The following is a 20,516-nucleotide window of genomic DNA, read 5'->3' as shown; positions in this document are numbered from 1 at the left end:
CAGCCCCCAGACACAGGAAAGACTGGGGGCCAGCCCCCAGACCCCCGGGATATTTCAGCCAAGATGAAGGGGCCCAAAATCAGGGCAGCTTGCGCAGGTCTGCTGTGAGTTGGTCGAGGTTGCCCCGGCGGCGATCCAGCATGGCGCCGATCTCGGAGCGCTCGGTCAGCAACATGTTCACCCCTTCGATGAAGATGTTGAAGAACTTTGTGCTGCCGGAACGGTCGGACACGAGGAACGTTACCTCGAAAGGCGCTTCACCGCGCAGGTAGGCGGTGGTTTTCACCTCGTAGAAGTTCTTCACCGCGCGGGCGCTGTTCACTTCGAGACGCCCGCCGATGAACTCGCGGAAGCGCTTGCCGTATTTGCGCGAGATATAGCCCTGGAAGGCGCTCGTATAGGCGCGCAGCTGGGCGGAGGAGGCGCTGCGGGCGTCCGCCCCCAGCGTGTAGCGTGCGATGGTCGGAACGTCGGCATATTTGGCGAAGAGACGTTCGAAATCGCCATACATCGCGCTTTCGGAGTTACCGGAGTTGATGATGCGGTTGATGTCCTTCACCAGCGCGCCGACAAGGGCTTCGGCCTGCCCCGCGTTCAGCGCATGGCCTGCGCCGGGCAGCAGTGCTGCGGTACCGAGCGCGCCCAGCCCGGCCAGAAAGCGGCGGCGTGTGGGCTCAGTTGGCGTAGGGATCCGCGTAGGGATCGGCATATGGGTCTGCGTAGGGATCGGCATAGGCAGTCTCCTCTGCATGGGGCGGATCAGACGCCGGATCGCTGGCCAGCGGATCGCCGTAGGGGTCAGCGTAGGGGTCCGCGTAGGGATCGGCAAGATCGGCCGCCGGATCCCCCTTCCCGCGCGCCAGTTCATAGCGGCGGTTCTGCAGGAAGATCAGGCGCGATTGGGCGTAGCTGTCGACGCTGTCGTACAGGATCGACTCCACCGTGCCCGCGTAGCGCACACGATCATTCAGGCGATCCCCGGCAAGGGCAAGCAGGCCGACAACGGTGCCGGCCGGCCCTGTCACGTAGAAATAGGGATTGGCGAGCAGATCCACCGTGCCGCCGACAACGTCGCGCTGGGTGGAGGGCCCGAGCAGCGGCAATTCGAGATAGGCCCCCTCGCCCACGCCCCAAACGTAGAGCGTTTCACTGAAGCCCGTCGGATCTTCGTACAGCCCGATGGCCCCGGCCGGATCGAACAGCCCGCCGATGCCGACGGTGGTGTTGATCACCAGCCGCCAGCTGTTCTGCGCGAAGCCTTCCACGTCCAGCTGCAGCGCGTTCTGCACCACCATCGAAGGCAGGCGGATGTTGTTGGCAAAATTCGTCACCCCCTGCCGCGCGGGCCCCGGCACCTCGGCGTAAAAGCCGCCGCCCGTTCCGCTGGCCCGGTCGAGCGCCTTGTTGGCCTCATGGCGGGCGCGGTTGCCTTCCTCGTAGGGGTCGTTGATTCCCGTGGGGACGTCCGGCGCGGCGCAGGCCGCGAGCAGAGCGACAAGCGCCAGCGGGACGGCCAGTCTGCGCAGGGACAACAGTTTGTTAACGCGGGAATGACGCCGTATCTGCACGATCGGACTCAAAGCATTGGAACTTTGGCGGCATCTCTGGTTCAAATCAGGTATCTCAGGTCGCACAATATTGAAAACATAGTAAAACCCGGGCGCGGCAGAAACCGCAAGGGTGCCCCCTGACGCAGCCGCCGCCCAAATGATAGTCTGACAGCAAGTTCAGGAAACGGGAAATCACGAATGTCGCAACCATCACGGGAAGAAGCCGGCGCAAGCGAACTTGCCGCCATCCGCCGCGAAAGCCGGGGGCTGTACTGGTCGTCCGCCATCTTCAGTTTCTTCGTGAACCTGCTCATGCTCACCGGGCCGCTGTTCATGCTGCAGGTCTATGACCGGGTGCTGGGCAGCCAATCCGAGGAGACGCTGGCCGCGCTCTTCGTGCTGGTTGCCTTCCTCTACGCGATGATGGGGGTGCTGGATTTCACCCGCACCCGCGTCTTTGCCCGCATAGGCGCGCGGTTTCAGGTGCTTCTGGACCAGCGCGTCTTCCAGGCCATGCTCACCTCGCAGACCACCGGACGGGGCGCGAAATTCGGCGCAACCGCGCTGCAGGATCTGGAATCGGTGCGCAGGCTCTATTCCTCACCCGCCTTCGGGGCCTTCTTCGACATCCCCTGGACGCCGATCTTCCTTGTCGGGATTTTCATCTTCCACACCTGGCTCGGCGTGCTGGCCGTGGTGGGCGGCGGTGTGCTGATCGTGATCACCATCCTGAACCAGCTCATGACGCGCCGCGCGCTGGTGGAGGCGGCCAGCCTGACCCATCGCGCCGACCGCGTGGCCGAGCAGATGCGAATCGATTCGGAAATGGTGCAGAGCCTTGGGATGCGCAAAGCGGCCTTCAACCGCTGGCAGGGGCTGCGGCAGCAGGCGCTCGAGGAATCCATGCATGCGGCCGATTTCGGCGGCGGAGCGACCTCCATGTCCAAGACGTTCCGCCTGTTCCTGCAATCAGCAATGCTGGGCCTTGGTGCCTACCTCGTGCTGCAGAACGAGCTGACGGCGGGTGCGATGATCGCCGGTTCCATCCTTCTGGGCCGCGCCCTCGCGCCGATCGAACAGATCGTCGGCAACTGGCCGCTGGTGCAGCGCGCGCAGAAGGGCCGGGCCTCGCTGGCCGGGCTTCTCAACGAAGTGCCCGTGGCCGCGCCGCGCACCCAGCTTCCGCGCCCCAAGGCCCGGATCGAGGTCAACCAGGCCACCGTGGTGCCGCCGGGCGAGGCGCAGGCCTCGCTCAGGATGGTCTCCTTCAAGGTGGAGCCGGGGCAGGCCTGCGGCGTGATCGGCCCCTCAGGTGCCGGCAAGACAACACTCGCCCGCGCGCTCACCGGGATCTGGCCCCTTGCGGGCGGAACAATCCGGCTCGACAGTGCCGCGCTCGATCAATACGACCCGGACACGCTGGGCCGCCTGATCGGCTACCTGCCGCAGAAGGTGCAGCTCTTTGACGGCACCATAGCCGAGAACATCAGCCGCCTGACCCCCAACGCCAAGGACGAAGACATCGTCTCGGCCGCGCAGAAAGCCGACGCCCATAGCATGATCCTGCGGCTGCCCGATGGCTATGAAACGCAGGTCACCGCCAATGGCGGGCGGCTTTCCGGCGGGCAGGTGCAGCGCATCGGGCTGGCACGGGCGCTTTTCGGCAACCCGGTGCTGCTGGTGCTCGATGAGCCCAACTCCAACCTCGACAATGAAGGCAGCCTTGCCCTGAACGCCGCTATCCGCGCGATCAAGGCCGATGGCGGCGCGGCGCTGATCATGGCGCACCGCCCGGCGGCCATCATGGAGTGTGACACGCTCCTCGTGCTGGAAGGCGGCATTCCCAAGCTGTTCGGCCCCAAGGACGAGGTGCTGCAGCGCACCGTCGCCAATGCCCAGCAGATCCAGCAATCCAAGCAGAGCCAATCGGCCGGAGGCGTATCGTGAGCCAGAAACAGCCCCCCAAACCCTGGTCTCCGCGCGGCGCGCTGATCGTGGGCTTCATCGCCGTTTTCATCCTTGTCGGGGGCTTCGGCTACTGGGCGGCGCGCTCCCAGATTGCCGGAGCCATCATCGCCTCAGGCCAGATCCAGGTGGATCAGAACCAGCAGGTCGTCCAGCACCCCGATGGCGGCGTGGTGGAAGAGATCTTCGTGGAGGAAGGCGATCTGGTACAGGCGGGCGATCTGCTGATCCGGCTGGAAAGCCGCGAGCTGCGCAGCGATCTGGCCGTGGTGGAAGGCCAGCTCTACGAGATCATGGCCCGCCGCGCCCGCTATACCGCCGAGCGCGACGGGGCGTCCGATGTCGTCTTCGATCTGGAACTGGTGGAGGCCGCCGTGGCCAGCCAATCGGTAAAAGACGTGATGGAAGGCCAGGCCAGGCTCTTCACCGCCCGCGCGCTGACGCTCTCCAAGGAAGTGGAACAGCTGCAGAAACGCTCCGGCCAGATCGAAAGCCAGATCAGCGGGATCAGCGCCCAGCAAAACGCCCTCACGCGGCAGCTGGAGCTGATCGGCGAAGAGCTGGAAGACCAGCAGGAGCTTCTGGCCAAGGGACTGGCGCAGGCGCCCCGGGTGCTGTCGCTGCAGCGCGAACAGGCGCGGCTTCTGGGCACGGTGGGCGAGCTTGAGGCCTCTAAGGCCGAGGCCGAGGGGCGCATCACCGAGATCGAAATCGCCGTTCTCAAGCTGGACGTTCAGCGCCGCGAGGAGGCGATCACCCAGCTGCGCAACCTGCAGTTCCAGGAGCTTGAGCTGCGCGAGCAGCGCACCAAGCTGCGCGAGCGCCTCTCCCGGCTGGACATCACAGCGCCGGTCTCGGGCGTGGTGCTGTCGAAATCCGTCTCGATCAAACGCGCGGTGATCCGCCCGGCGGAGCCGATCCTCTCGCTCGTGCCGCAGGACCGCCCGCTGGTGATCTCCGCACAGGTGAGCCCGATCCACGTAGACGAGGTCTATGCCGGGCAGGAAGTCTTCGTGCGGTTCACCGCGCTTGATACCCGCAACACGCCGGAGTTGATCGGCAAGGTGGTGCGCGTGTCGCCGGATGCCTTCATCGACGAGGCTTCGCGTCAGAGCTATTACCTGTCGGAGATCATCCTGCTCGACGGCGAGATGTCGAAGCTGCCGGAAGGGGCCGTTCTGGTGCCGGGGATGCCGGTGGAAAGCTACCTGCGCACCAGCGATCGCACGCCCATGGCTTACCTCGTGAAACCGCTCGCGGATTATTTCAACCGCGCCTTCCGCGAGAGCTGATTTGCCCTTGCCGCCGCGCGCACGCCCCGGATAGCGTGCGCGCGAACGTCAAAGCCGCAAGGAGCAGACCCATGCCCGGAACCCATGAAACCCGCCTCGCCGAGCTTGGCGTCACCCTGCCCGACGCGCCTGCGCCGCAGGCGAATTACGTGCCCTACGTGATCGTGGGCGATACCGTCTATGTGTCGGGCCAGATTTCCAACGGCCCGGATGGGTTTATCACCGGAAAGCTCGGTGAAACGATGGAGGTGGAGGCCGGTGCAGCCGCCGCGAAAACCTGCGCGATCGGCTTGCTGGCCCAGGTGAAAGCGGCTTGCGGCGGCGATCTGGATCGTCTCGTGCGCGTGGTGAAGCTGACGGGCTTCGTGAACTCCACCGCCGATTTCACCGATCAGCCCAAAGTGGTCAACGGGGCATCTGATTTCATGGTGGAAGCCCTTGGCGAGGCCGGGCGGCACAGCCGGTCCGCCGTGAGCGCCGCCTCCCTGCCCTTCGGCGTGGCGGTTGAGATCGAAGGCATTTTCCAGATCAAGTGAGGCCACGATGGCTGACCTGCCTTTTGTGCCTCTGCCCGAGGCCTTCCTGACGGCCCCCATCGCCCACCGTGCGCTGCACGATCTGGGCGCGGGGCGGCCGGAAAACTCCCGCGCCGCGATGCAGGCGGCAGTGGAGGCGGGCTACGGCATCGAGATCGACGTGCAGCTGTCCAGCGATGGCGTCGCAATGATCTTTCACGATTACGATCTGGGCCGGCTGACGGCGGAACGCGGCGCGGTGGCGCAGCGCAGCACCGCAGAGCTTTCTGCGATCCCGCTTAAAGGCGGCTCCGAAGGCATCCCGACGCTCGCGGAGGGGTTTGCGCTCGTGGCCGGCCGCGTGCCGCTGCTGATCGAGATCAAGGATCAGTCCGGCGCGCTGGCGGCTGGCCCGGATGCGCTGGAACGCGCTGTGGCGCAGGCGCTGGTAGGTTACGCGGGCCCGGTGGCCGTGATGTCCTTCAACCCCCATGCGGTGGCCGCCTTCGGCGCGCTGCGCCCGGATCTGCCGCGCGGCCTGACTACCGAAGAGTTCACCGCCGAGGATTGGGGGCTCGTCCCCGCCGCCACGCGGGAGCGCCTGAGCACCATTCCCGACTATGCCGCCACAGGCGCGAGCTTCCTCAGCCACGGCGTGCGCGATCTTGCCATGCCGCGCGTGGTCGAGCTGAAAGCGGAAGGTGCCCGTATTCTGTGCTGGACGGTGCGCTCCGCCGCACAGGAAGCGCAGGCGCGGCAGGTGGCCGAGAACATCACCTTCGAAGGCTACACGCCTGCGCCCTGAGCGCTTGACCTCGGCTTTCGGGATGCCAAGTTGGGGTACAGGGCGAAACGCGCAGGGGCAGTGCATGGCCACGGCAGAGCAGATCGAGATTCACGTGCAGAGCAGCCTTTCCGAGGTTGCCCCGGCCGCGTGGGATGCCTGCGCCGCGCCGGAAACGGCCGATGGCGGGCGGCCGCTTGATCCTTTCACCACCCACCGCTTCCTGCGCGCGTTGGAAACGTCTGGCTCCGTTGGCCCGGGCACCGGCTGGAGCCCGCGCTACCTGACGGCAGAGCAAGGCGGCGAGATGATCGCCGCCGCGCCGCTCTATGTGAAGAGCCACAGCCAGGGCGAATACATCTTCGATCACAACTGGGCCCACGCCTATGAGAACGCCGGCGGGCGTTACTACCCCAAGCTGCAGATCGCCGTGCCCTTCACCCCCGCCACGGGCCGCCGCTTCCTCGTAAAGCCCGGCCATGAGGCGGCGGGCATGGGGGCGCTGGTGCAGGGGGCGGTGCAGCTCGCCAGCGAAAACGGGCTCTCCTCGCTCCACGCCACCTTCTGCACCGAGGCCGAGGCCATCGCCGGGCGGCAGATGGGGCTGATGGCGCGGGCCAGCCAGCAGTTTCACTGGGTCAACGAAGGCTACGCCGATTTCGACGCCTTCCTCGCCTCGCTGTCGTCGCGCAAGCGCAAGGCGATCCGCAAGGAGCGCGCCACGGCGCAGGGCTTTGGCGGCACGATCCATCACCTGACGGGCGATGCGATCCAGCCCGAGCACTGGGACGCCTTCTGGCACTTCTACCAGGACACCGGCGCGCGCAAATGGGGCTCACCCTACCTGACACGCGCCTTCTTCGACGAGGCACAGGCCCATTTGCGGGATGACATCCTGCTTGTGCTGGCCGAGCGCGAGGGGCGCTGGGTGGCCGGAGCGCTGAACTTCATCGGCCGCGAAACGCTCTATGGCCGCTACTGGGGCTGCACCGAACATCACCCCTGCCTGCATTTCGAACTCTGCTACTACGCGGCCATCGACCATGCGATCACCCACGGCATGGCCCGTGTGGAGGCCGGCGCGCAGGGCGAACACAAACTGGCGCGCGGCTACCTGCCCGTCACAACCCATTCGCTGCACTGGGTGGCAGACGACGGCTTTCGCCGCGCCATCGCGCAATATCTGGAGGCCGAACGCGCCGCCGTTGAGGAGGACATCGAAATCCTCACCAGCTACGGCCCGTTCCGCAAAGGGAAGGACCCTGAGACATGACCGAGAAACTCGCAGACCCGGCGCGCGCCGAGGCGCTCACCGCGCTCACCGCCACCGGCTGGGCCCATGACGAAACGCGTGACGCGATCAGCAAGAGCTTCGTCTTCAAGAACTTCGTGGAGGCCTTCGGCTTCATGACGCGCAGCGCGCTGTTTGCCGAGAAGTGGAACCACCACCCGGAATGGTTCAATGTTTACAAGACGGTCGAGGTCACGCTAACCACCCATGACGCGGGCGGGCTTTCGGAGCTGGACGTGAAGCTCGCACGCAAGATGGATGCACTCGCAGGGTAAGGATGAGTTATGGACACCGCAGCCGGAATTGATGTTTCGAAGTATCTCTCGCTCGATTGGCTCGTACAGCTGGGGCTGAACGTGGTGGCGGCCTTCGCCATCCTGATCGTCACGCTCTGGGCGGCGAAATGGGTGAAGAACCGGATCGTGAGCCTCGGCGGCAAGCGCGAGGAACTGGATCCGACGCTCTTTGCCTTCCTCGGCAACATCGCCCGCGTGATGGTGATGGCGCTTGGCGGGATCTTCATCCTCAACCGCTTCGGGGTCGAAACCACCTCGCTCGTGGCGCTGATCGGTGCCGCCGGCCTTGCCGTGGGCCTTGCCCTGCAGGGCACGCTGTCGAACTTCGCGGCCGGCGTGATGCTGATCCTGTTCCGCCCTTTCAAAACGGGTGATTTCATCGAAGTTGGCGGCGAAAGCGGCACGGTGAAGGAGATCTCGATCTTCACCACCGAACTGGCCACGCCGGACAATGTGCAGATCATCATCCCCAATGCGCAAGTCTGGGGCTCGCCCATCACCAATTACTCGGCCCACCCAACCCGCCGCGTGGATTTCGTCTTCGGTGTCTCCTACGGCAGCGATCTGAAGAAGGCCGAAGGGATCATCGGCGATCTGATCAAGGCCGATGCCCGCATCCATGCCGATCCGGAGCCCTTCGTGAAGGTTGGTAATCTCGGCGACAGCTCGGTGGATTTCACCGTCCGCGTCTGGTGCAACGCGGCAGACTACTGGGACATCAAGTTCGGCCTCACCCGGCAGGTGAAAGACGCCTTTGACGCTGGCGGGATCGACATCCCCTTCCCCACCCGCACGATGGTGCAGGTCACGTCCTGATCCGGCACGTAACCCAAGCAAAAGGCCCCTTTCACGGGGCCTTTTTTGTTAGTGCAGTAGCCCGGCGCGGGCCTCGAAGCGTTTGAGCACGGGCATCAGCGCGCCGGTGTTCTCAAGGCTGCCGGGGGTGAAGATGTCGGGGAACATTTCCAGCAGTTCGGCGCGGGTGCGGGAGGACTGCGCGTCCAGAAACAGCGCGCCGGGCTGGATGCTTTCAGAGAAGCAGCCGTTGGAGAACACGAGCTCGTGGTGATCGAGCAGGATGTGCACATAGGTCACGGTTTCGGGCGCGTCGAGCCGCACGTGGCGATCGTCCAGAAGGGCAATCGCGGGCACCAGCGCCTCGTCCATTCCGAACATCAGTTCCATGCGGGCCCCGCTCACCAGCACCCGGTGCTGCTGGCTCACGCGCAGGGGGCGATCATTGCCAAGGACGCCCGCCGCAATGGTGACGGACCGGAAGCGCCGATCGCGCTTTACCTCGTGGGCATGAAGGGTGCGGGTGCCGATCCAGCGCACCGGCTGGTAGCTGTTGCCCCGCGTCAGCACCATATCGCCGACCCTGAGAGTCTCCACCGCCACCTCGCCCTGCCGCGTCTGGATCATCGTGCCGGCCACGAAACAGATCGCGGGCGGCGGCGGGAACACGCCTTCCCCGCCGATGATGAACGTGCCGGAGCCTGAATCGACGATGGTCTTCACCTCGCCCGGATCGGGGAAATTGCCGTTGCTGGAGATATAGAGGTTCTGTGCCGGGAAGGTGCCGACCTGAGTGTCGGTGCCGCTTTCAAAGATCCGGAAGGTGCCGTTGAACCGGGCGATGTTGTCGCCCTCCTGACCACCGACGTAGATGTCCAGATCGTTGGGGTTCTGGCCACGCACGTCGAAATCGGGGATACCGTCCCCGTCGACGTCGATCTGGAACGACAGCGGGCGCGTGCCGTTGGTGATGTAGGAGTCCGGGTTTCCGTCCCCGTTCACATCGCCCAGCTGGATGTCGGAATCGTCGATCTCAAGAAGCACCCGCGCCACATTGGGATCCCCGCCCAGATCGGCCACGAAATCCGAGATCGGAAGGCCCGTCACGAGCACGCCACTGTCAGGTGGATTGCCGGTGATGTTGCCGGTGGCGAAGGCACCCACCGGGATCGTCAGAAGGGCCATGACATTCCCCAAACTCGTTAACACATCGAAACACCCCTGATGTGGGGAATACCGTCGCGTCAGGAAAGGGGCGAAACAGGTAACGTGGCGTAAACAGTAAAGCTTTAAGGGAAGCGCTTACGAAGATTTAAACTTTGAGGCGACATTCTGGGCTGAAAATCGCAATACGTGTGCGCCGCCATTCCTGCACCACCCAAAGGCGCAGAGCAAATGCCTTAAGCAAAGGGCTGCGCGGCACGGCGCAAAGGAAGCGCGCCCGGCCAGCTGGCGGGGCGCGCGTAGAAATCATGGGGCTGAAACGCCGTCAGATCAGGCGATCTGCTCCAGCAGGGCTTCCCCAGCGGAGGTTTCGCAAACGCCAGGGTTTTCCTCGACGTTGAGCACCGTCACCGTGCCATCGTCCACCAGCATCGCATAGCGTTTGGAGCGGTCCACCAGCCCGGCCGGGGGCGCGGTGAAATCCATGCCGATGGCCTTGGTGAAAGCGGCCATGCTGTCACCGAGGAAGGTGAGGCCGGCTTCGGTGGCACCGGTGGCCTCGCCCCAGGCTTTCATCACGAACGGATCGTTGACCGACACGCAGATGATCTCGTCCACGCCCTTGGCCGCGAAGGCCTCCTTGGTGCGCATGAAGCTCGGCACATGGGCGGTGGAGCAGGTGCCCGTGTAGGCGCCCGGCAGGCCGAAAATCACCACTTTGCGCCCGGCGAGCTTGTCGCCCAGCGACACCTGCGCGGGGCCGGCCTCCCCGATGGTGAAAAGCTCAGCCGTCGGCAGTTTGTTTCCTACGGAAATCGTCATGTCAGTTCCCTGTTCGCGATTGCGTTTCCATGAACGGCAGATATAGGCTCCGCGGGGTTCAAAACCAGAGGGAAACCGCAGCATGCGCATCATTGCCGGCAGCTTTCGGGGCAAGGCCCTTGCCTCGGTTGGCAAGGGCGACGCGGGCGCGCATCTGCGCCCGACAACCGATCGCGTGCGCGAGAGCCTGTTCAACACGCTTCTGGGCGGGAAGTTCGGCGATCCGATTGAGGACGCGCGCGTCTTAGATCTGTTTGCAGGCACCGGCGCGCTGGGGCTTGAGGCGCTGTCGCGCGGGGCGGCGGAAGCCTGTTTCGTGGACGATGGCCGCAAGGCGCAGGCGCTGATTTCCGAGAACATCCGCCTGTGCCGCGCGGAAGGCGAGAGCCGTCTGATCCGGCGCGACGCCACGCGGCTGCCCGCCAACACAGGGGCCGGGTTTGATCTGATCTTCCTCGATCCGCCCTACGGCAAAGGGTTGGGGCAGAAGGCGCTTGAGAGCGCCGTGGCGGGCGGCTGGATCGCAGAGGGCGCGCTGATCGTTTTCGAGGACAACGCGGCCAGCGCCCCGGCCGGATTTGGCGTGCTGGGCGAAAAGCGCTATGGTGACACGGTGATCACCTTTCTGGAGCCCACCCCCTGACAGAGACCGGCTACACCGACGACTACGCCACTGCCGCGCCGAAACAGGCGAAAGCGGCCCCTGCGCCGGCGCAGTCTCTCTGGCCGCTGATGAGCGATGTGGCTACGGCGGCCGGCGGTGAAACGCTGTTTCTGCTGATCTGGCGGCGGATGGAGGCGGAACGAAAAACAGAACTGCCCTAACATCGATTTCTTATCTCGTGCCTAACAGGCACTGTTGGGCCGCGCCGTTCCGCCCCCGTCAAACCGGAGGTTTGCCTCCGGCAAAACTGGCGACGCGATTGCGCCACCCCGCGGAAGCGGCGCTTCTGTTCAAACCAAATACACAATCTGGCATTCAAGACGGCAACCGCTCCGTCAGCACCGCCTCGGCAAAGGCCGTCTGCACATGCATCAGCTGCGCCTTGGCCGCATAGGCCACGCAGCGGGGGTGATCCATAGCTGCCGCGCTCACCTCCTCACCGCGCGTGACGGGTGGGCACGGGATGAAGAGGCAGCCGGGTTTGGTGGCGTCCAGATGAGCGGCCTCGATGCGGAACGGGGCCATCTCAGCCTCTTCCGCCCCGCGTGGCCAGCAATCGGTGACAATGGCATCGGCACGGGCCAGTTCGCCCATGTCATCGGAAACCTGCAGGCGGTCCGTCGGGTAGCGGGAGGGGGCCAGCCAACGCGCAGGCGGGGCGATCTGCACCACCTCTATCGGCAGGGCCACGGCGGCCTCCGCCCATGAGGCAAGGATATTGGCGTCCGGCCCCACAACGGCCACGCGCAAGCCTTCGATGCCGCCCCGCAGGGCGCGCACGTAGGAGAGATCACCAAGGACCTCAAAGGGGTGGTTCTGCTTGGTGCGCAGGTTCAGCACGGGCAGCGCGCAGGCATCGGCAAAGACGTCCAGCGCGCCAAGCGAGGGGGTGCGGATCGCCACCAGATCGAACCAGTTCGCCAGATAGCGGGCCAGATCGCGCGGGCTTTCCGCCCCCGCAAGCCCCACCGGCACCTGAACGCAATGGGCGCCCATGGCGGCAAGCCCAAGCTCCATCGCCACCGGGTTGCGCCAGCCGCGGTCCCCGTTGATCAGCGCCACGCGGCGCCCGGCCAGCACCGGAGCCATGCCCCCCGCCGCGAAATCGCGCCCCAGCGTGATCGCCCGTTGCAGGACATAGTCGATCTGGCGCGGCTTCAGATCCGTGATGCGCAGAAGATGGTGTGACACAGCCGATTTCCCCTTCCCTGCCCGCCAGCATTGCCAAAGCGGCAACCGGGATCAAGCGCGCAAGGCGAAGGGGGAAAAACCGCCGCTTATTCCCCGTAAGTGGGGTGGAAGCGCCCGGCCGGGGAGAGCGTGAAGATTTCCACGCCATCAGCCGTCACGCCCACGGAGTGCTCGAACTGCGCCGAGAGGCTTTTGTCGCGGGTCACGGCTGTCCAATCGTCGGCCAGAACCTTGGTTTCCGGGCGGCCCAGATTGATCATCGGCTCGATGGTGAAGAACATGCCCTCTTCCAGCACCGGGCCGGAGCCCGGGCGGCCATAGTGCAGCACGTTGGGCGGCGCGTGGAACACGCGGCCGAGCCCGTGGCCGCAGAAATCGCGCACCACCGACATGCGGTGGCTCTCGGCGTAGCTCTGGATCGCGTGACCGATGTCGCCGAAGGTGTTGCCCGGCTTCACCGCCTCGATGCCCTTCATCAGGGAGTCATGCGTCACCTGAATGAGCCGCTCCGCCTTGCGCGGCAGCTTCCCGGCCACATACATCCGGCTCGTGTCGCCGTACCAGCCATCCACGATCACGGTGACGTCGATGTTCAGGATGTCGCCATCCTTGAGCTTCTTCTCACCGGGGATACCGTGGCAGACGACATGGTTCACCGAGATGCAGGAGGCGTGCTGGTAGCCCTTGTAGCCGATGGTGGCCGATGTCGCGCCCATGGCCTCGACCTGATCGGTGATCCATTGATCCAGCTCGCCCGTCGTCGCGCCGGGAATCACGAGGGCGGCGACGCCATCGAGGATTTCCGCGGCCACGCGGCCAGCGGCATGCATGCCGGCAAAGGCATCCTGCGGGTAAATGCGGATTCCGTCACGGGTCAGGCGGCCACGGCTATCGTCCAAGGGAATGCTCCGAACAGTTGAGTGCGCGCTACAGATAAGGGTTTTGCGCGGAAAGTGCCAGTGGGGGAAGGGCACGGCATATTCAAACGCCAGCGACGAGGGAGGCTTCCAGAAAGGATGATCCCCTTTCGCCCGGCGGCACGCCGGGCAGCCCCCGTCCGCCCGCTTCGGGCGGGGGCTTCACCCCCACCCGGCGGATGGGGGCTGCCCTTCACGCCAGAGCTCAGCATTTCCTTTACTTTTTCAGAACCTTAAACATCTTCCACCGGAAGCTCTCCTGCCAGCCAAACCCCTTCCGGCGAAATCCGCGTGCCATGGCAGAGCGCCTCCACCCCGGCAGCCCGCGCTTCAACGAAAGCCGCCGCATAAGCCGGGTCCATATCCGCCGCCAGCGCAAAGCGAGCGCAATCGGTGCGTTGCACGAGGTAAAGCATCACCGCACGGTGGCCTTCCGCCACCATCGCCGCCAGTTCCCCCAGATGCTTGCGCCCGCGCGCGGTGACACTGTCGGGAAACTCCGCCAGATCGCCCTGCCGCCGCAGATGGACGTTTTTCACTTCCACGTAGCAATCGGGCAGACCCGGCTCGGTGAGCAGAAAATCCACCCGGCTCGACGCGCCATATTTCGCCTCGGGCCGCACGCCCGAGTAAGCGGAAAGCGCCGGGATCTCGCGCGCCTGCAGCGCTTCCTTCACCACCCGGTTCGGCACGCCGGTGTCGATCCCCGTCCAGTGGCCGCCCTCGTGCTCCACCAGCCGCCAGCCGTATTTCAGCTTCTTCTTCGGGTCGTCGTTGGGCTCGAGCCAAATCCGTATCCCCTCCTCCTGCAGCCCGATCATACCGCCGGGATTGGGGCAATGGGCCACCACCTCGCGGCCATCCTCAAGCCGCACATCGGCGAGGAAACGTTTGTAGCGGCGGATCAGCGTGGCGGGCACGAGAGGGGTTTGAAAGCGCATGGCGCAGGCCTATACCGAAGCCAACCACCCGGCAAGACGGAGCCCCACCATGCCCAACCCCACCGCCGCCATGCTCGTGATCGGGGACGAGATCCTCTCGGGCCGCACCCGCGATTCCAACATGCATTTCCTCGCCGGGGAACTGGCCAAACAGGGGATCGACCTGGTCGAGGTGCGCGTGGTGGCCGATGATCGCGCCGCGATCATCAAGGCGGTGCAGGCGCTTTCGGCCTCCGCTGATCACCTGTTCACCTCCGGCGGCATCGGCCCCACCCATGACGACATCACCGCCGAATGCATCGCCGCCGCTTTCGACACGCCGATCACCGTGCGCGCCGATGCCCGCAAGCTGCTGGCCGATCACTACGAGGCCACGGGGCGCGAGCTGAACGAGGCCCGCCTGCGCATGGCTCGCATCCCTGATGGCGCGGCGCTGATCGACAACCCCGTCTCCATCGCGCCGGGCTTCACCCTGCAGAATGTGCATGTGATGGCCGGGGTGCCTTCGGTGTTTCAGGCCATGGTGGCCTCGGTGCTTCCCACACTTACCGGCGGCGCGCCGCTGCTGTCGCAATCGCTGCGCATCAACCGGGGCGAGGGCGATATCGCCGGGCCGCTGGCCGCGCTGGCGGCGGATTTCGCTGATCTCTCCATCGGCTCCTACCCCTTCCAGCAGGACGGCGCTTACGGGGCCAATATCGTGATCCGGGGCACGGATGGGGCGCGGATTGATGCCGCCATGACCCGGCTCGCGCAGGAATTCGAGGGCGCGCTCTGATGCAAAGCCCCGACCGGGCGGCGCTCTTCGCAGCCTTGGAAGCCACATGGCCTGCCGCACGGCTCGAAACGATCGGCCCTTGGCACATCCGCTTCGGCGCCGGTGGCGGCAAACGCGTTTCGGCGGCGACACCGGCAGGCCCCGTGTCTGAGGCCGACATCCCGCAGGCCGAGGCCGCCATGCACGCGCTTGGGCAAGACCCCCTCTTCATGATCCGCCCGGAGGATTCCGCGCTCGATACCGCACTCGCGGCGCGCGGCTACGCACTTGTGGACCCGGTCCGGCTCTACGTGGCCCCCATCGAGGCCCTCGCCGCGATCGACACCGAACGGCTTTCTGGCTTCGCCATCTGGCCCCCGCTCGCCATTCAGGAGGAAATCTGGGCCGAAGCCGGGATCGGCGCGGCGCGGCTGGCGGTGATGCCGCGCGCGCAAGGCCCAAAGGCCGCCATTCTGGGCCGCGCCGAAGCCCGGGCGGCGGGCACGGCCTTCGTGGCGCTGCACGGGGAAATAGCCATGCTCCACGCGCTCGAAGTCTCCCCGCAGATGCGCCGCAAGCAGGCCGCCCGCAAGATGATGGGCGTGGCCGCGCAATGGGCGCAAAAGGCCGGTGCGCGCTGGATGGCGCTCGCCGTGACGCGCGAAAACATGCCAGCCAACGCGCTCTATGCTTCCCTCGGCATGGCATCTGTGGAAACCTACCACTACCGACAATTGGCATCCGCCGGGGCACCAGACACGTGACAACAGAAGACACCCAGCCGACGGCGCTGGATCTGCCGATGGTGGATCCGCTGCCCGCCGACATCCAGAAATACTTCGACATCTGCACCGAGAAGCTGGGGCTCATCCCCAACGTGCTGAAGGCCTATGCCTTCGACATCGAGAAGCTGAACGCTTTCACCGGGCTCTACAACGATCTGATGCTTGCGGACTCCGGCCTCAGCAAGCTCGAGCGCGAGATGATCGCCGTCGTCGTCTCCTCCATCAACCGCTGCTATTACTGCCTCGTGGCCCATGGCGCGGCGGTGCGCGAGCTTTCGGGCGATCCCGAACTGGGCGAAATGCTGGTGATGAACTACCGCGTGGCCAAGCTCACGGCCCGCCACCGCGCGATGCTGGATTTCGCCGCGCTGATGACGAACGCGAGCTACACCATCGAAGAGAAAGACCGTGAAGGCCTGCGCAGCGTGGGCTTTTCGGAGCGCGACATCTGGGACATCGCCTCGGTGGCCGGGTTCTTCAACATGAGCAACCGGATCGCTTCGGCCACCGACATGCGGCCCAACCCCGAGTATCATTCGCAATCCCGATGAACGCGCTTTTCGCCCAAGCTCTGGCCGCCTGCGCCTGCCTTTCTGGCGCGGCAATGGCTGCCCCGCTGAGCCTGCCCGCAGGGGCGGAGCTGACTGCGGAAGAGGCAGAGGCCAACGGCAGCTTCGCGCTGCCCACCGGGGCCTGGCAGGAGAGCGGCGCGCAGCTTTTGCCCACCGAAGGACAGCTGCGCCGCAGCGCCTGGCGCATCGCTGGCAGCAGCGCCTCGACGCTGGATCTCATCGCCCCCCTGCGCAGCCAGCTGGAGGCGGCTGGCTTCACGATCCTCTTTGCCTGCGAAACCGACGCCTGCGGCGGCTTTGATTTCCGCTTTGCCTCCGGCACGATGAACGCTCCGGCGATGCATGTGGATCTCGGCGATTTCCGTTTCCTTTCCGCCCGGCGTGGCACCGGGCAGGAGGCCGAATACCTCGGCGTCATGGTGAGCCGCAGCGCCACCGAGGGCTTCCTGCAGCTGACCGAAATCCGCCCCGCCGCCGCGAACCAGAGCGAAGCAGGCGGCACTGGTGGAACGGGGCCCATCACCACCGCACCAACGCCCACCATTCCCGGCAGTTTCGCAGAGCGGCTGGAAGGCACGGGCTATCTGGTGCTGGACGATCTGGCCTTCGAAACCGGCTCCTCCGAGCTGGGCAAGGGGCCGTTTGACTCGCTTGGCGCGCTGGCAGCCTATCTTAGGGCCAACCCGGAACGCACGGTCGCGCTGGTGGGGCACACCGATGCGGAAGGCTCGCTGGAGGGCAACGTAGCGCTTTCAAAGAAACGCGCCGCCTCTGTGGCGGCGCGGCTGACGCAGGCCCATGGCGTGAACCCGGAGCAGATCAGCGCCGAAGGGATGGGCTTCCTCTCCCCGCGCGCCAGCAACCTGACAGATGACGGGCGCACCCAAAACAGACGGGTCGAAGTGGTTCTCACTTCGACCCAGTAGCGAAGGCGGGGGAGGAATGCCTTCGCGAGGGAAACCCTTGAAATCTTACCAGTGGTCGGGGCCTTTTTCGGCAAAGGCGTTGACGAGGAAATCGATGAAGGCGCGCACCTTGGGCTGGGTGAACCGCCCCGGCGGGTAGACGGCATAGATGCCCTGTGTCTCTTGCGGCAGATCGGGAATGGCCTCTTCCACCAGCCCTTTCTTCAGCGCGTCGCCGTAGAGGAAGCTCGGCAGGTAAGCGATGCCAAGGCCGGAGATCGCGGCATTGAGCAGCGATTGGCCGTCGTTCACCGAAAGCCAGCCCGCCGTGCGTACTTGCCGCTTCTCGCCAGAGGGCGCGGTGAGCTTCCAGACGGCCCCGTTGGACTGGCTGGAATAATGCAGAAGCTTGTGCTCGTTCAGATCGTCGATCTTCTGCGGGCGGCCGTATTTCTCGAAATAGGCCGGGCTGCCGATCATCCGCTTGGTGGTTTCCGTGAGCTTGCGGGCGCGCAGGGAGCTGTCTTCCAGCTCACCGATGCGCACGGCCATGTCAAAGCCCTCGCTGATCAGCTCCACGTAGCGGTTGTTGAGCACCATGTTCACGGTGATGTCGGGGAACTCGAGCAGGAAATCCCCCAGCACCGGCGAGAGGTGATTGACGCCGAAGTCGGTGGCCACGGAGATCCGCAGCAGGCCCGAGGGCGCCGATTGCATCGAGGTGACAAGCGCATCCGCCTCGCCCGCATCGTTCAGCACCCGGCGGGCGCGATCGTAATAGGCAAGGCCAATCTCGGTGGGGCTCACCCGGCGGGTGGTGCGGTTCAGAAGCCGCGCGCCAAGGCGGGCTTCCAGAGAAGATACGTGTTTGGACACCGCCGATTTGGAGATCCCCATCTTGCGGGCGGCGTCAGTAAACCCTCCCTGATCCACGACAGTGGCGAAGGCTTCCATTTCGGTCAAACGGTCCATAACAAGTCCTACCAGATCCTGTGTTCCCCTAAGGGTATGCTGCCAGAATCGGGCGGAATTGGGGTGAACGCCCGACAATCTCGGGGTTTAAAAAGGGATCGTTCGGGATGGGGAAACAGAGAAACAATCAGCCAAGAGCGCTGAAAAAGGCTGGTTTTTCAGCGCCAAAGGCAAACGCGGCGGCGCTTTGACAGCGCCGCTACGCCCTGACTTAAAGCGAAGCCGCGAGCCGCGTGCCTTGATTGATGGCGCGCTTGGCATCGAGCTCCGCCGCCACATCGGCCCCGCCGATCACATGCACGGGCTTACCCGTGGCCGCCAGTGCGTCCGCGAGCGAGCGATCCGACACCTGCCCGGCGCAAATCACAACGGTATCGGCCGGGATCACCTGCGGGTTCTCGCGCGCTTCGCCGTGGCTGACGTGGAGACCTTCGGCGTCGATCTTCTCGTAATTCACACCGCCGACCATCTTCACGCCCTTCATCTGAAGCGCGGCGCGGTGGATCCAGCCCGTGGTCTTGCCAAGCCCCTTGCCGGGTTTCTGAGCCTTGCGCTGCAGTAGCGTCACTGCCCGCGCCGGGGCATGGGGCTGCGGGCCGTCGCTGGCGAGGCCGCCGCGCGTTTCTTCCGGATCGCCCACGCCCCATTCCTCTTTCCAGAGTTTCAGATCTTCCGTGGGGCTTTCGCCCTCGTGCACAAGGTATTCGGAGACATCAAAGCCAATGCCGCCCGCGCCGATCACGGCCACCGTCTTACCGACGGGCTTCTTCTCGCGCAGCACATCGATGTAGCCGAGCACATTGGCGCCATCCTGCCCCGGAATCTGCGGATCGCGCGGCACGACGCCGGTGGCGACGATGATCTCATCAAACTCCGCCAGCAGATCCGGCGTGGCCTCGGTGGCGAGTTTCACCGTGATGGAGGATTTGGCCACCATGGTCTCGAACCATTGCACGAAACCGTGGAATTCCTCCTTGCCGGGGATCTGCTTGGCGATGTTGAGCTGGCCGCCCAGCTCACGCGCGCGGTCGATCAGCGTCACACGGTGGCCGCGCTCATCCAGCGTCAGCGCAGCCGATAGCCCCGCCGGCCCAGCGCCCACAACGGCGATGGATTTCGGCGTATCCGTGGGGGTGATCACGATCTCCGTTTCATGACAGGCCCGTGGGTTCACGAGGCAGCTCGTCAGCTTGCCCGAAAAGGTGTGATCGAGGCACGCCTGGTTGCAGGCAATGCACGGCGCGATCTCATCGGCGCGGCCCGCCTCTGCCTTGGCCACGAAATCGGAGTCCGCCAGAAAGGGCCGCGCCATGGAAACCATATCCGCGCAGCCATCGGCCAGCACGCTTTCGGCCACTTCGGGGGTGTTGATCCGGTTGGAGGTGATCAGCGGCACGCCGACCTTGCCCATCAGCTTCTGCGTGACCCAGGTGAAGGCACGGCGCGGCACCGAAGTGGCGATGGTAGGCACACGGGCCTCGTGCCAGCCGATGCCGGTGTTGATGATGGTCGCGCCTGCGGCCTCCACGGCCTGCGCCAGCTGCACCACCTCTTCATGGGTAGAGCCATTGGGCACGAGGTCAATCATCGACAGGCGGTAGATGATGATGAAGTCCGGCCCCACCGCCTCGCGGCAGCGGCGCACGATCTCCACCGGCAGGCGCATGCGGTTCTCATAGTCCCCGCCCCAGCGGTCGGTGCGCTTGTTGGTGTGGGTCACGAGGAACTGGTTGATGAAATAGCCCTCGGATCCCATGATCTCGACGCCATCATAGCCGGCTTCGCGGGCGCGCACCGTGGCGGTCACGAAATCCGCGATCTGCTTCTCGATGCCCGCCTCGTCCAGCTCCTTCGGTGGGAAGGGGGATATCGGCGATTTGACCGGCGAGGGCGCGACGCACTCGGGCGAGTAAGCGTAGCGGCCGGCATGGAGGATCTGCATGGCGATCTTACCGCCATTGTCATGGACGCGGTCGGTCACGATCCGGTGGTTGGCGATGTCCTGATCGTTGAACAGGCCCGCCGCACCGGGGAATACCCCACCTTCGCGGTTGGGGGCCATGCCCCCGGTGACGATCAAAGCCACCCCGCCGCGCGCGCGCTCGGCATAGAACTCCGCAACCCGGTTCCAGTCCTTCGTCTCTTCGAGCCCGGTGTGCATCGAGCCCATCAACACCCGGTTCTTCAGGGTCGTGAACCCAAGATCGAGCGGCGCCAAGAGATTGGGGTAGTGAGACTGGGTCATGTGGGATCCTCCTGCAGTGCCACAGATGTCCTTCAAGGCAAGCGCGAAGTCACGAGGAACGCAACGTCACACAGTTTACGCGAACGTAAAGGC

General features: G+C 65.2%; 21 protein-coding genes. 12 read left to right on the top strand and 9 right to left on the bottom strand.

The annotated features are described in order from the left end of the window. Positions 1–79: 79 nt before the first annotated feature. Positions 80–709, bottom strand: a complete 630-nt coding sequence (locus KVX96_RS03325; RefSeq protein ID WP_261195372.1) for a phospholipid-binding protein MlaC — start codon at positions 707–709, stop codon at positions 80–82. After that, entirely contained in the window at positions 675–1,532 is an 858-nt protein-coding gene (locus KVX96_RS03320; protein WP_261192811.1) for a VacJ family lipoprotein, read from the bottom strand. The genes KVX96_RS03325 and KVX96_RS03320 overlap by 35 nt, the downstream gene beginning before the upstream one ends. 216 nt (positions 1,533–1,748) lie before the next feature. Here KVX96_RS03320 and KVX96_RS03315 point away from each other — a divergent pair, with 216 nt between their 5' ends. The 7 genes from KVX96_RS03315 to KVX96_RS03285 all read left to right on the top strand — a co-directional run bounded on the left by KVX96_RS03315 (position 1,749) and on the right by KVX96_RS03285 (position 8,509). Next, the gene (locus KVX96_RS03315; protein ID WP_261192810.1) at positions 1,749–3,497 is read left to right on the top strand and encodes a type I secretion system permease/ATPase; all 1,749 of its coding nucleotides are present in this window, start codon (positions 1,749–1,751) and stop codon (positions 3,495–3,497) included. Beyond that, positions 3,491–4,807, top strand: a complete 1,317-nt coding sequence (locus KVX96_RS03310; RefSeq protein WP_409977114.1) for an HlyD family type I secretion periplasmic adaptor subunit — start codon at positions 3,491–3,493, stop codon at positions 4,805–4,807. Before KVX96_RS03315 ends, KVX96_RS03310 begins: the two co-directional genes overlap by 7 nt. 71 nt (positions 4,808–4,878) lie before the next feature. Next, positions 4,879–5,343, top strand: coding sequence for a RidA family protein (locus tag KVX96_RS03305; RefSeq protein ID WP_261192808.1), 465 nt, complete (start codon positions 4,879–4,881; stop codon positions 5,341–5,343). Positions 5,344–5,350: 7 nt separating this feature from the next. Beyond that, positions 5,351–6,127, top strand: a complete 777-nt coding sequence (locus KVX96_RS03300; RefSeq protein ID WP_261192807.1) for a glycerophosphodiester phosphodiesterase family protein — start codon at positions 5,351–5,353, stop codon at positions 6,125–6,127. 64 nt (positions 6,128–6,191) lie between these two features. Then, the gene (locus KVX96_RS03295) at positions 6,192–7,379 is read left to right on the top strand and encodes a GNAT family N-acetyltransferase (protein ID WP_261192806.1); all 1,188 of its coding nucleotides are present in this window, start codon (positions 6,192–6,194) and stop codon (positions 7,377–7,379) included. Then, on the top strand, positions 7,376–7,672 hold the full coding sequence (locus tag KVX96_RS03290) for a 4a-hydroxytetrahydrobiopterin dehydratase (protein WP_261192805.1): 297 nt from the start codon (positions 7,376–7,378) through the stop codon (positions 7,670–7,672). The genes KVX96_RS03295 and KVX96_RS03290 overlap by 4 nt, the downstream gene beginning before the upstream one ends. A gap of 9 nt (positions 7,673–7,681) precedes the next feature. Beyond that, positions 7,682–8,509, top strand: coding sequence for a mechanosensitive ion channel family protein (locus KVX96_RS03285; RefSeq protein ID WP_261192804.1), 828 nt, complete (start codon positions 7,682–7,684; stop codon positions 8,507–8,509). Positions 8,510–8,557: 48 nt separating this feature from the next. On the opposite strand, the gene KVX96_RS03280 is transcribed toward KVX96_RS03285, so the two are convergent. Then, entirely contained in the window at positions 8,558–9,673 is a 1,116-nt protein-coding gene (locus KVX96_RS03280; protein WP_261192803.1) for a Hint domain-containing protein, read from the bottom strand. A 309-nt stretch (positions 9,674–9,982) separates the two neighbouring features. After that, positions 9,983–10,474 (bottom strand): peroxiredoxin, encoded by a 492-nt coding sequence (locus tag KVX96_RS03275; protein WP_261192801.1) that lies wholly within the window; start codon positions 10,472–10,474, stop codon positions 9,983–9,985. Positions 10,475–10,556: 82 nt separating this feature from the next. Between KVX96_RS03275 and rsmD the strand changes: the two genes are divergently transcribed. Further along, on the top strand, positions 10,557–11,117 hold the full coding sequence (gene rsmD, locus KVX96_RS03270; protein WP_261192799.1) for a 16S rRNA (guanine(966)-N(2))-methyltransferase RsmD: 561 nt from the start codon (positions 10,557–10,559) through the stop codon (positions 11,115–11,117). 336 nt (positions 11,118–11,453) lie between these two features. Here rsmD and KVX96_RS03265 read toward each other — a convergent pair whose 3' ends face one another. The 3 genes from KVX96_RS03265 to sfsA all read right to left on the bottom strand — a co-directional run bounded on the left by KVX96_RS03265 (position 11,454) and on the right by sfsA (position 14,187). Continuing rightward, complete coding sequence (locus KVX96_RS03265; RefSeq protein ID WP_261192798.1) at positions 11,454–12,329, bottom strand: ornithine carbamoyltransferase; 876 nt, start codon at positions 12,327–12,329, stop codon at positions 11,454–11,456. A gap of 86 nt (positions 12,330–12,415) precedes the next feature. Next, entirely contained in the window at positions 12,416–13,228 is an 813-nt protein-coding gene (gene map, locus KVX96_RS03260) for a type I methionyl aminopeptidase (RefSeq protein ID WP_261192797.1), read from the bottom strand. 251 nt (positions 13,229–13,479) lie between these two features. Further along, on the bottom strand, positions 13,480–14,187 hold the full coding sequence (gene sfsA / locus KVX96_RS03255) for a DNA/RNA nuclease SfsA (RefSeq protein WP_261192796.1): 708 nt from the start codon (positions 14,185–14,187) through the stop codon (positions 13,480–13,482). Positions 14,188–14,236: 49 nt separating this feature from the next. Between sfsA and KVX96_RS03250 the strand changes: the two genes are divergently transcribed. The 4 genes from KVX96_RS03250 to KVX96_RS03235 are packed head-to-tail and all read left to right on the top strand — an operon-like array spanning position 14,237 to position 17,227. Beyond that, positions 14,237–14,965 (top strand): competence/damage-inducible protein A, encoded by a 729-nt coding sequence (locus KVX96_RS03250; protein WP_261192795.1) that lies wholly within the window; start codon positions 14,237–14,239, stop codon positions 14,963–14,965. Further along, positions 14,965–15,708, top strand: coding sequence for a GNAT family N-acetyltransferase (locus KVX96_RS03245; protein WP_261192794.1), 744 nt, complete (start codon positions 14,965–14,967; stop codon positions 15,706–15,708). The genes KVX96_RS03250 and KVX96_RS03245 overlap by 1 nt, the downstream gene beginning before the upstream one ends. Beyond that, positions 15,705–16,280: a peroxidase-related enzyme gene (locus KVX96_RS03240; RefSeq protein WP_261192793.1), complete on the top strand. Its 576-nt coding sequence runs from the start codon at positions 15,705–15,707 to the stop codon at positions 16,278–16,280. Before KVX96_RS03245 ends, KVX96_RS03240 begins: the two co-directional genes overlap by 4 nt. Further along, positions 16,277–17,227, top strand: coding sequence for an OmpA family protein (locus tag KVX96_RS03235; protein ID WP_261192792.1), 951 nt, complete (start codon positions 16,277–16,279; stop codon positions 17,225–17,227). Before KVX96_RS03240 ends, KVX96_RS03235 begins: the two co-directional genes overlap by 4 nt. A gap of 45 nt (positions 17,228–17,272) precedes the next feature. Here KVX96_RS03235 and KVX96_RS03230 read toward each other — a convergent pair whose 3' ends face one another. Both KVX96_RS03230 and KVX96_RS03225 read right to left on the bottom strand, forming a co-directional pair. Next, positions 17,273–18,178 carry a LysR family transcriptional regulator gene (locus KVX96_RS03230; protein WP_261192791.1) on the bottom strand — a complete coding sequence of 302 codons (906 nt, stop codon included), beginning with the start codon at positions 18,176–18,178 and terminating at the stop codon, positions 17,273–17,275. A 211-nt stretch (positions 18,179–18,389) separates the two neighbouring features. Next, positions 18,390–20,423: an NADPH-dependent 2,4-dienoyl-CoA reductase gene (locus KVX96_RS03225; protein WP_261192790.1), complete on the bottom strand. Its 2,034-nt coding sequence runs from the start codon at positions 20,421–20,423 to the stop codon at positions 18,390–18,392. Between the last annotated feature and the right edge of the window lie 93 nt (positions 20,424–20,516).

The sequence above is a fragment of the Pseudoruegeria sp. SHC-113 genome (assembly GCF_025376885.1).
In the GTDB taxonomy this organism is placed as follows: domain Bacteria; phylum Pseudomonadota; class Alphaproteobacteria; order Rhodobacterales; family Rhodobacteraceae; genus Pseudoruegeria.
The sequence above is the reverse complement of the archived record's forward strand: the minus strand, read 5'-3'. Positions and strand labels throughout refer to the sequence as shown.